At 60.4% G+C, this 15,405-nt stretch carries 13 protein-coding genes and 1 pseudogene; all 14 read right to left on the bottom strand.

Annotated elements, in window-relative coordinates; all coding sequences use genetic code 11:
- Positions 1-37: 37 nt before the first annotated feature.
- On the bottom strand, positions 38-1,252 hold the full coding sequence (hemA, locus tag RZ517_RS13580; RefSeq protein WP_338548725.1) for a 5-aminolevulinate synthase: 1,215 nt from the start codon (positions 1,250-1,252) through the stop codon (positions 38-40).
- Complete coding sequence (gene puhE, locus RZ517_RS13575) at positions 1,242-2,066, bottom strand: putative photosynthetic complex assembly protein PuhE (protein ID WP_338548724.1); 825 nt, start codon at positions 2,064-2,066, stop codon at positions 1,242-1,244. Before puhE ends, hemA begins: the two co-directional genes overlap by 11 nt.
- Positions 2,066-3,196, bottom strand: coding sequence for a magnesium-protoporphyrin IX monomethyl ester (oxidative) cyclase (gene acsF, locus RZ517_RS13570; protein WP_338548723.1), 1,131 nt, complete (start codon positions 3,194-3,196; stop codon positions 2,066-2,068). Before acsF ends, puhE begins: the two co-directional genes overlap by 1 nt.
- The gene (locus RZ517_RS13565; RefSeq protein ID WP_317057460.1) at positions 3,193-3,489 is read right to left on the bottom strand and encodes a hypothetical protein; all 297 of its coding nucleotides are present in this window, start codon (positions 3,487-3,489) and stop codon (positions 3,193-3,195) included. The genes acsF and RZ517_RS13565 overlap by 4 nt, the downstream gene beginning before the upstream one ends.
- A gap of 15 nt (positions 3,490-3,504) precedes the next feature.
- Positions 3,505-3,981 (bottom strand): photosynthetic complex assembly protein PuhC, encoded by a 477-nt coding sequence (gene puhC, locus RZ517_RS13560; protein WP_338548722.1) that lies wholly within the window; start codon positions 3,979-3,981, stop codon positions 3,505-3,507.
- Between the two features lie 12 nt (positions 3,982-3,993).
- Entirely contained in the window at positions 3,994-4,632 is a 639-nt protein-coding gene (gene puhB, locus RZ517_RS13555) for a photosynthetic complex putative assembly protein PuhB (RefSeq protein WP_338548721.1), read from the bottom strand.
- A 23-nt stretch (positions 4,633-4,655) separates the two neighbouring features.
- On the bottom strand, positions 4,656-5,429 hold the full coding sequence (gene puhA, locus RZ517_RS13550) for a photosynthetic reaction center subunit H (RefSeq protein WP_338548720.1): 774 nt from the start codon (positions 5,427-5,429) through the stop codon (positions 4,656-4,658).
- Between the two features lie 28 nt (positions 5,430-5,457).
- On the bottom strand, positions 5,458-6,897 hold the full coding sequence (locus tag RZ517_RS13545) for a PucC family protein (RefSeq protein ID WP_338548719.1): 1,440 nt from the start codon (positions 6,895-6,897) through the stop codon (positions 5,458-5,460).
- Complete coding sequence (gene bchM, locus RZ517_RS13540; RefSeq protein ID WP_338548718.1) at positions 6,894-7,574, bottom strand: magnesium protoporphyrin IX methyltransferase; 681 nt, start codon at positions 7,572-7,574, stop codon at positions 6,894-6,896. The genes RZ517_RS13545 and bchM overlap by 4 nt, the downstream gene beginning before the upstream one ends.
- A pseudogene (bchL, locus tag RZ517_RS13535) lies at positions 7,574-8,469 on the bottom strand (ferredoxin:protochlorophyllide reductase (ATP-dependent) iron-sulfur ATP-binding protein). Before bchL ends, bchM begins: the two are co-directional and overlap by 1 nt.
- Before the next feature lie 28 nt (positions 8,470-8,497).
- Positions 8,498-12,061, bottom strand: coding sequence for a magnesium chelatase subunit H (locus RZ517_RS13530; RefSeq protein ID WP_338548717.1), 3,564 nt, complete (start codon positions 12,059-12,061; stop codon positions 8,498-8,500).
- Positions 12,051-13,580, bottom strand: coding sequence for a ferredoxin:protochlorophyllide reductase (ATP-dependent) subunit B (gene bchB / locus RZ517_RS13525; RefSeq protein ID WP_338548716.1), 1,530 nt, complete (start codon positions 13,578-13,580; stop codon positions 12,051-12,053). The genes RZ517_RS13530 and bchB overlap by 11 nt, the downstream gene beginning before the upstream one ends.
- Positions 13,577-14,863, bottom strand: a complete 1,287-nt coding sequence (locus tag RZ517_RS13520; protein WP_338548715.1) for a ferredoxin:protochlorophyllide reductase (ATP-dependent) subunit N — start codon at positions 14,861-14,863, stop codon at positions 13,577-13,579. Before RZ517_RS13520 ends, bchB begins: the two co-directional genes overlap by 4 nt.
- A complete protein-coding gene (bchF, locus tag RZ517_RS13515) occupies positions 14,860-15,348 on the bottom strand; it encodes a 2-vinyl bacteriochlorophyllide hydratase (protein ID WP_338548714.1) in 489 nt (162 codons plus the stop codon). The genes RZ517_RS13520 and bchF overlap by 4 nt, the downstream gene beginning before the upstream one ends.
- Positions 15,349-15,405: the final 57 nt, after the last annotated feature.

The following is a 15,405-nucleotide window of genomic DNA, read 5'->3' as shown; positions in this document are numbered from 1 at the left end:
AGTCAACAGTCTTGTGGTCAATTTGCCGCGATAGGCGTCAAGCCACTGCATGGGCGATGGCGCATTGCTTCCACAGGACACTCAGAGCTTCAACCAGATGGTCAATGTCGGCTTCGCTATGCAGTGGCCCTGGCGTAAAGCGCAAACGCTCTGTGCCTTTGGGAACCGTGGGATAGTTGATGGGCTGCACATAGATGCCCCAGTCACGCATGAGTATATCGGCCAGCATCCGGCATTTGACCGGATCCTTGATCATCACGGGGATGATGTGGCTGGGGTTGTCCAGATGCGGAATGCCCTGTTTGTCCAGTTGATTGCGCAGATAGGCCACGCGTTCGCGCTGCATCTGGCGTTCAATCTGGCTTTCCTTGAGATGGGCCACGGATGCCTTGGCAGCGGCGGCCACAGCTGGGGGCAGGGCGGTCGTGAAGATAAAGCCGCTGGCGAAGCTGCGGACAAAGTCGCACATGGCCTCAGACCCGGTGATATAGCCGCCGACGCAGCCATAGGCCTTGCCCAGCGTGCCCTCGATCAGGGTGATGCGGTCGGCAAGCCCCTCTCGCTCGGATACGCCGCCTCCGCGAGGCCCGTATAGCCCTACCGCATGAACCTCATCGAGATACGTCATCGCACCGTGTTTTTCAGCCACTTCGATGATTTCTTTCATCGGGCAGATGTCGCCATCCATTGAGTAGACGCTTTCAAAGGCGACAATCTTGGGTGCGTTGGCCGGGAGGGCGGCCAGTTTGCGATCAAGGTCTTCGGGATCGTTGTGCTTCCAGATGACTTTGCGGGCGCGGCTGTGGCGCATGCCCTCGATCATCGAGGCGTGGTTGAGTTCATCCGACAGGATCACCGCATCGGGCAGGCGCGCGCCCAGCGTCGACAAGGCCGCCCAGTTGGAGACATACCCGGACGTAAAGAGTAGGGCGTCTTCCTTGCCATGCAGGTCCGCCAGCTCTTTTTCCAGCTCCACATGGTAGTGGTTGGTGCCCGAGATGTTGCGTGTACCTCCAGCACCCGTGCCGCAGAGGTCAATGGCGTCTTTCATCACCTGGCGGATGGTGTCGTTCTGGCCCATGCCGAGATAGTCGTTGGAGCACCAGACAGTGACCTCGTCGGGCGCGTTGTCATCATAGCTCTTGGCCTTGGGAAAGGACCCACATTGGCGTTCAAGCTCGGCAAATATGCGATAGTTGCCTTCCTCTTTGAGCGCATTGAGTTGCGCGTTGAACATGGCATCAAAATCCATGGGATCCCTCCGGTCTTGTCGTCTTGTTTTGTGTATGTGTTGGTTTAGGCGCTGGCAGCATCCAGCGCCAAAGTTTGGCATCCGGCAATGGCAGCACCATCAGCCAGTGTTCCAGCAGCGCTAGCGCGGTGATCGTGCTCAGCAAGGCAAAGCCAGTGATCTCTGCGGGTGTGGTTGCCGCATAAAGCCTTTCCAGCCAGCAGGCGATGGCAAAGGTGAGTGCGGTGATTGAAACGGGAAACACCCAGTTGAGCCGTTGAATGCGGAAATGGCTGGCCAGATGGCCCAAAGCCTCGGGCAGAAACTCGGTATTGATCTTGGGCACGCCGAAATAGAGGTTCAGCTTGGCCGAGATGCGGGCGAAATAGAGGATCGTGAAGGTCCAGAGACCAACGGAATTCTCCGCCCCTGCAGCGTAAAGCCAGAGACCTGCAAAGATCACGGTCAGCAGAAGTTCGTGATAGGCAATCGTGCCCCAGGCGCGGGCAAACCGCTCCCATTCCGGCAGGTCATCGGGGCAATCACGCAGGTTGGGGCCAGTGATGGCACCCGACAGGAACGACAGCTCCACCCAGCCCCAGATCGCCAGAGCCGCCAGGAACGCCCCATAGGCGGCGGTAACTGTGCCAATGTCCAAAGTGGTGGCAAACCCCCAAAGGCCCACACCCAGAAAGGGCAGGGCCATCAGAGGCGAGAGCAGCCGCGTGCGCGCGCCCTTGGTATCGGCATGGCGCACAACCATCAGGATCACTCCGGTGGAGAACCACCAGATGAACAGTGCGAAAACCGCAGCGATCCAGGGCGAAGCGGACATCAGTATACAGGCTCCAGTCTTACGTTAGCGGGCACTTGGTGTCCCTTCGATGGGATGAGCAGAAGCTGCACAAAGGCTGTTGCGGCACGCGCCGAGGCGCTCATGCGTTTGACAAAGCCAATTGGCCCGCCCTGTTTCTTGGCCACATCCAGATCGACATTGGCCTTTTGCAGACGCTCCAGAAGGGGCTGCCATTTGGGGCTGTCGATATCGAGGGTGATCGGGAAGATCTGCTTGGAGAGCTCAGAGGTTTTCGTGAAGACCTCATGTGCGTACCAATCCGGATCCACCCCAAGTGCCTTATGGAAGGCCGGGCGCTGGTGGTCGCGCACATACATCGTGGCATAGACCGCCGTCAGGAAGAACTTGATCCAGTAGACGTTGACACCGCTGGTCAGCTTGGGGTCGGTCTTCATCAGAAGGGCAAAGGCCTCGCCATGGCTGAACTCATCATTGCACCACTCACGAAACCATTTGAAGATCGGATGGAAGCGATGTTCGGGGTTTGCCTCCAGATGGCGGAAGATGGTGATGTAGCGTGCATATCCAATCTTTTCAGAGAGATACGTGGCGTAGTAGATGAACTTGGGCCGGAAATAGGTGTATTTCTTCTTCTGGGTCAGAAAGCCCAGATTCACCCGCAAACCCGCTTCACGGAGGGCATCGTTGATAAAGCCGGCATGGCGGGCCTCATCACGGGCCATCAGTTGGAAAAGCTGGGTGATGTCCTTGTTATTGCCACGGCGCTTCATCTCTTTGTAAAGGACGCAGCCCGAGAATTCCGCCGTACAGCTTGAGATCAGGAAGTCGATGAATTCCTTCTTGAGCTGCGGCTCCATGTTGTCCCAATCCACATGGTCCCAGTCTTCGTTCTTCTTGAAGTGCCCTCGGTTCGGATCAGCCTCCATCTGATCGATGAGCTTGTCCCAATCCTCGCGGACGCCGCTGACATCAATGGCGTCAAGCTCATCAAAATCGGTGGTGTAAAAGCGCGGCGTCAGCAGGGTGTTCTGCATCGCCGTCTCGGTGGCCATTTCATTGGTGAATTGCGCATCTTGCGCTTCGGCGATGGCAAGACCCTCTTCCACTGTGGTGGCATCGGCGGTGTGTTTTCCAGAATGGGCGTTCATAGCGTGACCTCCTCTGAAAAGGAAAACTCGCAGAGCTCCATCACCTCAAAGTCACCGGTCAGGCGGGTCCAGAGCTGTTCAAGCTTGCTGGCGCGGATGATGGTGGCTTCGCGCTGTTCCCGCACGACCTCACCGAAGGGCGCCATGATTTCGTCGCCGTGTACTTTCACCTCGTCGCCGGGATAGATCACCGCGCCATTGTCGAACCGCACATGCGCGTGCAGGCTCTCAAAGCAGTGACTGACCTCAACCGTGCAAGGTGCCCTCTCAAAGTCTTTTGTAAGCCAACCCATTTTTTGGCCTCCTCTCTATTGTGCCAGAAGGCGTGCAAACGCCCTGGCGTTATCTGCGCCGAACCCCATCAGATCGGCGCTCCACCCCGTGCTGGGGTCGTAAATTGCGATGCGTCCGGTTTCATACCGGACAAGCGTCAGCGGGCCGTTCACGGCCACGCGGTGTTTGGTGCGTTCGCGCTGGATCACGCGCCAGATGCCGGAAATGAATCCACCCTCTTCGGGGCTGAGATCGGCGATTAATGTACCGTCCAGATCGGTCACCGTGGCACTTCCGGCCATGTCGCCGGTGAGATGGAAGGTGCGCTCATGCGTGATCTCACCCTTGGGCGGCACATAGGTGACAGGCTGATCCGTCACGCGGGCCCATGTCACCAGCGCCAGAATGGTCAGAACCAGCGTGCAAACCGCCACGATCAGGATGCGCGGGACAAGTTCCTTGTCATGCGATGCCTGTGGTGCGGGAGGCAGGTTGGTGTCGGTTCGGTCCATTCTTTTTCGTCCTTATTCGGCGGCGACGGTTGCGGGGCTTGGTCTGCGGGCCACTTGCGGTGTGTTGATGCGGGCCTCAGCGGCCTCGGCCATCATGCGCGCGATGTGTTCGGCATCCGGGATGCAGCGCAGGGCGGGCTGGGTCTTGCTGATCCGCCAGGGGCGGACATGCGGCCAGCACACCAGATAGCTAAGTTTGGTAGTGCCCAAGAGGTCAAAGGCGATGGTCCCTGTGCCGGATTTGCGCAGGTCCAGATCGGCGCGGGCAATCTGTGTGTAGGGCAGGTTGAGCGTGACGGTCAGCGCCGCGCCGATGCGCATGGCGACGCGCTTGTTGGTGATGGTGTAGATCGTGGCGCGCGCCTGCACATAGCCAATGATCAGCAAGAGCGCTGCTGCGATCCCTCCCAGGATGATAAAGGGGAAGGAGGCGGCAAAGGCCGTGTCAAACGGCACGCGGTCAATCAGCGTGACAAAGCGCCAGGCAAAAAGCCCCACGAAATAGGCGATGACCCAGTAGAGGTTGAGCGACTCGCGGGTGAGCGCCCACCAATTGGGCCGCCCCTGCCAGAGGATCTGCTCGCCCTCGGGGGGGCGTTCGGGCAGGCCGGGAACCGGTTCTACTGCGAAATCATCATGATCGTGAGGCATGCCGCCCTCCGTTTGCGCGTGGCTTAGCCGATGATCGGGCCAAAGCGGGCGTCATTGCCGTAAAGCGTGCCGCCGCCGTAATAGGCCGAGATTTTGTCTTCTTCGAGCTTGGTCACCTGCCGGTTCGAGGCGTGTGTTGGCACGTCAGCGAACTGGTGGCCCATGATCTTGAGGACCTTCACCTTGTCCTTCCAGACCCGCACCAGCGTGATCGGGACAAGCCGCTTGCCGCCGCCGTGCTCTTCGTTGAGTTCATATTCAAGGTAGCGGACAAGCTGTTCCGGCTCGTCGATCCACAGATCCGTGATGGTGCCCACCGATTCGCCGTCTCCGGCCACAACAGGCAGGCCACGCGGGTCGCGCCCTGCGGCGACGTGGAAATGTTCTGTGGCGGCCATCGGCACGATCTTGGGGTGGCCATGACCATCTAGCTCGGGCTGATCTTCGCGCGGGGCCCAGGATGCGGGGCCGACGCCATCGGTCATCGGGTTGCCGGTGGGCTGGAAAGGAAAGCCGTTGCCGTGGGCCGTCTTTGCCAGAGGCAGGTTGTCCCGATCGCCGCGTTGGCCCGAGGGGACAGTCAACTCACCACGACCATGCGGCAGGACAAAGGTTTTGTCCTCTGGGACGGGGAACATGCCCTGATTGGCCGAGATGTTGCCATCGTCATCCTCAAGCGGATAGCCCTCGCGCATGTTCTCGCGTTGAATGTAGTAGATCAGCCCCGCGAAGAAGAACCAGAACAGCCATATGGCCACGCTGGCAAGGTCGAAGTTTCCGAAAAATGCATTGCTCATGGCATCATCCTTTCCATGGCTCGGCCCGTCATGTCGGGAAATCGGCCAGGCCGATACGGGCCGATCCTTGTGGGTTGGTGTCGGGTGTCAGCTTGACGTGGCGCACCAGCGGTCCGAGGACCGCGAGTGTCACGAAAAGCAGAACGATTTCTGTATGATAGACAAAGGTGTAGCCGGTGGCGGTGCTGTCGAGCACCTCGCCCCATGCGCCGGAGGTGGCCATGGCGTTGACGCCGTCACGCAGCGCGCCGCCAAAGGCAATTGAGAGACCAGCAGCAGTGGCTTGGGCCGCGCCCCAGGCCCCGAGGGCCAGCCCGTGACCGGCAAGGCCACGCGCGGGCATATTCATCGCGGCTGTGAGCGTTGAGACAGCAAAGATGCCGCTGCCCAGTCCAATGAGACCGGCACCGGCAAAGAACATCGCTGTGGATTGCACCGGTGCGGCAAAGACCACAACGGAGAAAGCCGCGATCCCCACCAGAACGCCAAGTGCCGCTAGACGGTAGGGGTTGCGCCCCTGGGTGAGAAGCCTGCCACTGAGGACAAACCCGGTCAGTGCGCCGACGGCCCAGATAGCCGTGAGTGTCGTGGTGGCTGCAACCGACAGGCCAAGCACTTCGCCGCCATAAGGTTCCAGCAGCACATCTTGCATGTTGAACGCCATGGTGCCGAGGAAGACAACGGCCAGAAGCCGACCCGCCTCGCCGCCCTGCATCAGGTCGGCCCAGGCCTCACGGAAGCGCGGGCGGGGTGCGGCGCGTTCGGCTTTGGTCATGGGGGCCATCTTTTCCTGTTTCCAGAGCGCGATCAGGTTGAGGATGATCCCCACCATGGCCGCGCCTTGCACAACTTTCACAAGGCCAAGCTCGGTGAAATCACGCAGCAGGAAGCCGACGATGATGGCCGATAGCCCCATGCCCAGCAGGAACATGACGTAAAGCAGTGCGACAACGCGTGGCCGCGTGTCGGGATCGGCACGGTCTGTGGCCAATGCCAGACCGGCGGTTTGGGTCATATGCAGGCCGAGACCGGTCATCAGGAAGGCGATGGCAGCCAGCACTTCACCGGCCCAGCTTGGGCCTACGGCCTGTTGCCCTGACAAAACCAGAAGGGCGAAGGGCATGACGGCCAGACCGCCCATTTGCCACAGCGAGCCGAACCAGAGGTAGGGGATACGCTTCCAGCCGATGGCGCTGCGATAGGTGTCGGAGCGGAAGCCAAGCAGTGTGCGAAAGGGGGCAATGAGCACGGGCAGGGCGATCATGACCGCCACGATGGTGGCCGGCACTGAAAGCTCGACAATCATCACGCGGTTGAGCGTGCCCAAAAGCATGACCGTGGCCATCCCCACCGAGACCTGAAAGAGCGAGAGCCGTAAAAGCTCACCCATAGGCAGGCCTTCACTGGCGGCATCTGCAAAGGGCAGGCTGCTCAGAGGAAGCTGCTTAAGGCGTGAGGAGAAGCTCATGCAGCCACCTCCAACGCTTGCGAGATGTAAAAGCCGGATGTGATGCGGTTCAGAGGTGTAAGCCTGCCCGGTGCGCCGGTGTCGGCATAGGCCCGGGCCAGACGCGCCGGGCTGTGCGGGATCATGGTGGGCGAGCGGTCAGAGCGCGGGAAAAGCTTGCCCGCGTACCACATGGCCATCAAAAGCGGCGTGCGGGGGGCGACAGTAAAGACAATGCGTCCCGTGGTGCGGTGCATCAGAGTTGCGAGCGATCGGGCAATATCGGCGTCGCGGTAGTAAATCAGGCTGTCCATGGCCATGACATGGTCGAACCGGCCAAGTTCCTCGCGCAACATGTCGCCGGTGTGAAAGGACACGCGCGGGCGCAAAGCCTCTGGCAGGCGGGATTGCGCGATGCCCACCAGTGAGGGCGAGATATCCACGGCGACTATATCCGCGCCGCGCTGGGCCAGTTCCGTGGTCATTTGACCGGCACCGCAGCCTGCGTCGAGGATTCGAGCGCCGCGCAAGTCATTGGGCAGGCGAGACAGCATTTGCGCGCGCATGGCATCGCGGCCCCGACGTACGGTTTCGCGGATCTTTGAGACCGGCGCATCACTGGTCAGCCGTTCCCAAGTGCGGGTGGCTGTCTTGTCGAAATAGGTTTCGACGTCAGAGAGCGTGCGGTCGTAGCTCATCAATCAAATCCCAGAAGTTCAAAGATATCGCGGTCTTCCATCGGGGCAGGGGCCAGCGGTTCGGTGCCGTTCCAAAGTGTTTCCGCCAGCCGGACATATTCCGCACGGCAGGCAATGATGTCGTCTTCGTCGTCCATCTCGAAGAGCGTCTTTTTCTTCAGGCGCGAGCGGCGGATGGCGTCCACATCGGGCATATGGGCGATCCGGTTGAACCCCACAGTGGCGCAATAGCGATCCACCTCATTGGTGTCCTTCGACCGGTTCGCGACGCAGCCCGCCAGGCGCACCTTGTAGTTGGCGGATTTGGCCTGGACCGCGGCGATGATGCGGTTCATCGCGTAGATGCTGTCAAAGTCATTCGCGGTGACGATGACCGCGCGGTCCGCATGTTGCAGCGGGGCGGCAAACCCGCCGCAGACCACGTCGCCGAGCACGTCAAAGATTACAACATCGGTGTCTTCCAGCATGTGATGCTGCTTGAGCAGTTTCACCGTCTGACCAACCACATAGCCGCCACAGCCCGTGCCCGCAGGTGGGCCGCCGGCCTCAACGCACTTCACACCGCCCCAGCCATCGGCGACGAAGTCTTCGGGGCGCAGTTCCTCGGGATGAAAATCGACCTCTTTCAGGATATCGATCACTGTGGGCTGCAAACGGCCAGTCAGGGTAAAGGTGCTGTCATGCTTGGGATCACACCCGATTTGCAGAACCCGCTTGCCCATCTTGGCGAAGGCCGCAGAAAGGTTGGAGGAGGTGGTGGATTTACCAATCCCCCCTTGCCGTAAACCGAAAACACCTTGGCGCCTTCGATTTTCAATGACGCGTCCTGATGCACTTGCACCGATCCTTCGCCGTCCTGGCCCTTGAGGGCTGGTATCTCGTCGCGCGGGCTCATATCTGGCCTGTCCTTTCGGGTGTCATTGTCATTCTGCGGCCACTCCTTCGAGGTGATCTTCCAGCGCATCGGCTGCGTCACGGAGGGCGGCGAGGGTGTCTTCGTCGGGTTGCCAATAGGCGCGGTCATGCGCCTCCAGCAGGCGGTTGGCCATGCGCGAGGAGGCGGTCGGGTTGAGATCGGCCAGCCGTTGGCGCATGTCGTCGTCCAGGATAAAGGTCTCGGAGAGGCGCTGGTAGACCCACGGCTCGACCTGTCCGGTGGTGGCGGACCAGCCCATGGTGTTGGTGAAGGCGCTTTCAATCTGGCGCACGCCTTCGGCACCGTGTTGCAGCAGGGCCTCGTGGAATTTGGGGTTGAGCGCACGGGAGCGGGATTCAAGGGACACCTGATCCGCCAGCGTGCGCACCTTGCCCGCGCCGCGCGTGGTGTCGGAGATATAGATCGCCGCCTCTTCACCGCCACGGGCGCGTTTCACTGCGCGCGAAATGCCCCCCAGCGTGTCAAAGTAATGATCCACCGTGGTCACGCCCAGCTCGACTGACTCCAGGTTCTGATAGGCCAGTTCCACATCGCTCAGCGCGGTTTGCAGCAGCGTGTCATTGGCCGCCGCCTTGCCGTCGACACCATAGGCAAAGCTCTTGCGCGCCACATAGGCATCGGCCAGCTCGTCCTCATCGTCAAAGGCAGAGCTGTCGACCATCATGTTGACGTTTGAGCCATAGGCGCCTTCTGCGTTGGAAAAGACGCGCAGTGCGGCGGTCTGCAGGTCACAGCCGATTTTCTCGGCATAGCTCAGCGCATGGGAGCGGATGAAATTCATTTCCAGCGGCTCATCGGCTTGCGCTGCTTTAAGGGCGGCTTCGGCCAGTAATTTGGTCTGCAGGGGCAGCAGATCGCGGAAGATGCCCGAAAGCGTCATGATCACGTCGATGCGCGGACGGCCCAGCTCTTCGAGCGGGATAAGGTCCGCACCGCAGAGGCGGCCAAAGCTGTCAAAGCGAGGTTTCGCGCCCATCAGGGCCAGCGCCTGCGCCAGTTGCTCGCCGTCTGATTTGATGTTGTCCGACCCCCACAGCACGATGGCCACCGTGCGGGGCAGGGTCTGATGCGTTTCAAGCAAGAGCTGCGCCTGTTTGGCCCCTGCGCGGCAGGCAAATTCGCTTGGCATACGGAACGGGTCAAAGGCGTGGATGTTGCGGCCCGTTGGCAGGATGTCAGGCGAGCGGATCAAATCGCCGCCATGTACCGGCGGGGTGAATCGGCCCTCAAGCGCGTGCATCAAAGCGGGGATTTCCGTGCTTTGCTGAAGCTGGTGATCGACCTTTGCGCGGGTCGCGGCATCGGCATCAGTCAGCAGGGACAGGTATTCTGTGCGCGCCTCTTGCGACATGGGCCGTCCCAGAACATGCAGTCCCTCAGGGATCAGCGCATCTTCGGTTTCCAGAAGCGTCAGCCAGAGATCTTCGGGCGGTGTGCCGCCCATATCAACGGTCTCGGCCTGTTCGCGGATGAGTGTTTCGATCTCACGCCGCTCGGGCGCATCGGGCGATGTTGCACGCCAGCGAGTCAGGCTGTCTTTGAGTTCGGCCAATCCCTTGTAGAGACCAGCGGTCGCCAATGGCGGGGTCAGGTGCGAGATTGTGACAGCACCCGAACGGCGTTTGGCCAGGCTCGCCTCAGATGGGTTGTTGGCCGCATAGAGATAGATGTTGGGCATCTCGCCAATAAGCCGATCCGGCCAGTCGCGTGGTCCCATCCCGGCCTGACGCCCCGGCATGAATTCCAAAGCGCCATGCATGCCGAAATGCAGGATGGCGTCGGCCTCAAAGCGGTTTCTGAGCCAGAGGTAGAACTGCACAAAGGCGTGGGTGGGCGCAAAGCTGCGCTCAAAGAGAAGGCGCATCGGGTCGCCCTCATAGCCAAAGGCGGGCTGCACGCCGACGAAGACATTGCCAAAATGCTGGCCCAACACAAAGACACCGCGCCCGTCGGATTGCACCTTGCCGGGGGCAGGACCCCAGACCTCTTCGATCTCATACAGAGGCGGCGTGCCTGCGACAATCTCATCGGCGCTCACATGGGCTGCGACATTGGCCTCTTGGCCATATTGTGCGGCGTTGCCCTCAAGCACGGAGGCGCGCAAGGCGTCCACGGTATCGGGCACCTCGATGGCGTAACCGTCTTCTTTCATCTGCAGCATCGTGTTGTGCAGACTTTCAAAGACCGACAGATACGCAGCCGTCCCCACAGCCCCGGCGTTGGGCGGGAAACCGAAGAGGACGATGGCCACTTTCTTTTCCGCCAGTTTGCGGCGGCGCAGGCGGATGAGGCGGTCAACTTTCTCGGTCAGGGTCTCAATGCGCTCATGGCAGGGGGCCATGGCCTTGTCAGTTCCCTGATGCGTACACATATGGGCGCAGCCATCACAGCCGCCTTCGCCATGACGACCAGCAAAGACCGTGGGGCAGGTTGCGCCGTCGAGCTCGGGTAGAGCGATGAGCATGGTGGTCTCAATCGGGCCAAGCCCCTGAGGTGAGGCGGCCCATTGGGCGAGGGTCTGGAATTCCAGCGGATGTGCGGCCACGTAGGGCACATCAAGCGCGGTCAGTTCTTTGATTGCGGCGTCGTTGTCGTTATAGGCCGGCCCGCCCACAAGCGAAAAGCCGGTGAGAGACAAGAGCGTGTCGATCTTGGTGCCTGTGGGCCCTTTGAAGAACCCGTCAATCGCAGGGCGCGCATCCAGCCCACCGGCAAAGGCAGGCAGCACATTCAGCCCGCGGGCCTCCAGCGCGCGGATCACCGCGTCATAATGCGCGGTATCGCCAGAAAGCACATAAGACCGCATCATCAAAAGACCGACCGTCGCCGCGCCCTTGGTGATATGCGGCAGGGCACTTGGGTCAGTTGTGATCCGTTCAGGCAGGTCTGGGTGATAAAGTGCGGTATCGGGGTATTCTACAGGCAAGGCGGTCTTGGCCCCGCGCCAATCGTCATAACGGCAATAGCGCGAAATCAGAAAACGCAGCATGCCCTCGACATTTTCATTTGACGCCCCGAGCCAGTATTGCATGACCAAAAACCACGCGCGCAGGTCTTGGGCCTTGCCGGGGATCAGCTTGAGAATGCGTGGCAGGCGGCGCAGCATCTTCATCTTCTTGGCGCCGGAATCCACGTTCTGCTTGGTCTGGCCGCGGAGCTTTTTCATCAGCTTGCGCGTGGCACTTTCGGGGGCCGACATGTCGAGCGTGCCCATGCGGGTCAGTTTTACGATCTTGGCATCTGCAATCACGCCCACCATGGCATCGCAATCCTCGCGCCGGACGGTGAGGTCTGGCAGGACGGCGTTGATGTGATCCTCAAGGAACAGAAGATTTGCGATGATGATGTCGCCCCGGGCGATATCGGCGCGTGCTGCCTCAAGCGCGGCCGGACTCTCGCCCCACTCCGCGGCGGCATGCAGGCACAGCTCAAGGCCAGGAAAATCCAGAGCCAAATTGTGCATGGCCTCGGCGCAGGGGGCGTTGGCGTGGCTGTCCAGGGTCAGGATCACCACGCGGTAGGGCCGCGTTATGGAGACGTCATCGCGCATAATGGGCTTTGGCCTCGTAAAGCGTGTCGATGGAAATCTCGTTCACACCGCGCTCGGCGGCGAAAATCTCGGTGTTGCGGCGGGCTTTGCCGCGGACGAAGAAGGGGATCTTCTTCAACTCTTTTTCCGCGTCAGCGAGCCAGATGATGTTGTCGTCTGTGGGTGTGGTTTGCACTTCGGTCGGCTCGGGCGTCTCAACGCGCGCCTTAGCGGCATGACCGTGGTGGCTGGCGCCCGCATCATCGTGGAATTCGAAATCGTCGCGGAACATGTGCAGCAGGTGCTCTTCCAGTCCCATGACCAGCGGATGCACCCAGGTGTCGAAGATCACGTTGGCGCCTTCGATGCCCATTTGCGGGCTGTAGCGGGCCGGGAAATCCTGTACGTGGACAGGGGCCGAGATGACTGCGCAGGGAATGCCGAGGCGCTTGCCGATATGGCGTTCCATCTGTGTGCCGAGGATCATTTCCGGGGCCAGTTCCTCGATGCGGGCCTCAACGTCGAGATAGTCTTCAGTGATCAAGGCCTCGACGTTAAACTCTTTGGCCAAGGCGCGGATATTGCGCGCCATTTCGCGGTTGTAACAGCCCATGCCCACCACCTCGAAGCCCATCTCATCACGGGCAATGCGGGCCGCAGCGGCGACATGGGTTCCGTCGCCGAAGAGGAACACACGTTTGCCGGTGAGGTAGGTGCTGTCCACGCTGGATGAATACCAGGGCAGGCGCAGGCGGAACGTGTCTAGCTTGGGGGCCAGCCCAGTGATTTCGGCAACTTCTCTCACGAAGTCATGTGTGGCCCCAACGCCGATTGGCACGATTTTTGTGTAAGGTTGTCCCAGCTCGCGCTCCATCCAACGACAGGCCGCCTCGCCGGTTTCAGGATACATCAGGACGTTGAAATGAGCGGCACCCAGGCGGGTGATGTCCTCTGGCGTGGACCCGAAAGGCGCGCAGACATTCACGGTGATGCCCATCTCTTCTAGCAGGGCGGTGACTTCGGTGATGTCGTCGCGATGGCGAAATCCAAGGGCTGTGGGGCCAATGAGGTTCGCCGTGATGTGCGTGGTGCGGTCGGTTGGTTTGGCGAGCATGCGAACGATCTGAAACAAAGTCTCGTCCGCGCCGAAGTTCTCTTTGCGCTGATAACTGGGCAGTTCGAGGGGAACCACGGGACAGGGCAGACCCATAAGTTCGGCCATGCCGCCGGGATCGTCCTGAATGAGTTCGGCGGTGCAGGACGCGCCGACAATCATTGCCTGTGGCTGAAACCGGTCATAGGCCTCTTTGCAGGCGGTTTTGAACAGGTTGGCCGTGTCCGACCCCAGGTCGCGGGCCTGAAAGGTGGTGTAGGTGACGGGCGGACGGTGATTGCGCCGCTCGATCATGGTGAACAATAAATCGGCATAGGTGTCGCCTTGCGGCGCGTGCAGGACGTAGTGCAGGCCCTTCATCGCGGTGGCGACACGCATCGCGCCGACATGCGGCGGGCCTTCATATGTCCAGACCGACAGCTTCATTCCGCCGCCTCCAACCGCAAGGCATTTCGGCGGTGGATGGGACGCGAAAAGAGCCCGGCCAGATCACCGGCCTGTTCGTAGAAATGCACCGGTGTGAAGACCAGTTCGATGGCCCATTTGGTGGTCAGCCCTTCGGCCTCCAGTGGATTGGCGAGGCCAAGACCGCACACAGTCAGATCCGGTTGTGCGGCGCGGCAGCGCTCCAGTTGCAGGTCAACGTCTTGGCCTTCGGCGAGGGTTGGACCCTCGGCCAGAAGCTCCAGATCAGGGCCAACGACACCTTTGTGAATAAAGGGTGCGCCAACCTCGATCGCCTCCATGCCGCATTCGCGGGTCAGGAAGCGCGCCAGAGGGATTTCCATCTGGCTGTCTGGAAAGAAGAACACGCTTTTGCCATCGAGATGCTCCGCAGCCTTCGCGATGGCCTTTTTTGCACGTGCGCGGGGCGCGTGTGTTACAGTGTCGAACAGGGTGAGGTCGACACCGAATTCCATTGCCACGGCGCGAAGCCACGAAGTCGTGCCTTCTTCGCCGAACGGGAAAGGCGCTGGAATGTGACGCGCCCCGCGCCTTCCTAACGCGGCGAGGGAGCCGCCCAGGAATGGCTGGGTTAGTGCAAACACAGTATTCGGACCGACCGCCAAGGTGCTGTCGGCGCGTCGCGCTGGCAGCACTTTGACATTGTCGATCCCAAGTTTGCCAAGAAGATCAAGCATTTGATCCTCTACGACATCGGGAAGAGCGCCAACGACAAGGAGCTGGCGTTCATCAGTTTCCGGCAGGGCCGGAACCATTGCGGCAAGACAGGCATCTTCCCCTTCGGTGAAGGTGGTTTCGATACCAGAGCCGGAATAGTTGAGCACCCGCACATGCGGGGCATATTGCGCCGAGAGCTTCTCAGCGGCGCGGGCGAGGTCCAGCTTGATGACCTCGGACGGGCAGGAGCCCACGAGGAAAAGCTGGCGAATATCCTTGCGCCGTTCGAGCAAACGGGCGACTTCCCGCTCAAGCTCTTCCTGCGCATCGGCAAGGCCTGCAAGATCGGTTTCTTCAAGGATCGCCGTGCCAAAGCGCGGTTCGGCAAAAATCATCACCCCAGCCGCAGATTGAAGCAGATGCGCGCACGTTCTGGAACCAACAACCAGGAAAAACGCATCCTGCATCTTGCGATGCAGCCAGATGATTCCCGTCAGACCGCAGAACACCTCATGCTGTCCACGTTGTTTGAGAACTGGTGTGTCGAGGCAACCACGTGGGCCAGGAGGGGGCGCATGCGAGTTCATGCCATGGCCTCGGATTGAAGCCGAGCGGCACGTAGTTTGAGCAGGAATTGACCGGCGTTGATGACGTAAGCTGCGTAGGCCGCGAGTGCGAGAAGCATCAGGCCGACCGGAGACAGTGCGCCGGTCAATAGCGCCCAAATATAAGCCGTGTGCAGAGCGATCACAGCAAAGCTAAAGACGTCTTCCCAGAAGAAAGGCTCGGCGAAAAGATATTGATCAAAAACAACTTTTTCCCAAATCGCTCCGGTGATCATGATCAGGTAAAGGAAGCCGGTTTTGATGAGTATCGACCATGTTGCGACCTCATAACCCAAGCCAGTCGCGAGGTAACGCAAGACGAGGATCAGGGACACAACAAAGACCAGAAACTGTGCCGGAGCCAGAACGCCCTGAACCGTGGTCCAGACCGTTGCGTCGCGGCGCGCACGTTGCTCAGCCGTGTAAAGTGCAACACGCTTGTGCCCGTCTGCCATATCCGGCGTCATGAATTCCCTCGCAGCTCCCCTGATTGTCTTGATGCTAGTTGGGGGTGCGACGAAGTG

This window comes from Roseovarius sp. S88 (genome assembly GCF_037023735.1).
GTDB lineage: Bacteria > Pseudomonadota > Alphaproteobacteria > Rhodobacterales > Rhodobacteraceae > Roseovarius > Roseovarius phycicola.
The sequence above is the reverse complement of the archived record's forward strand: the minus strand, read 5'-3'. Positions and strand labels throughout refer to the sequence as shown.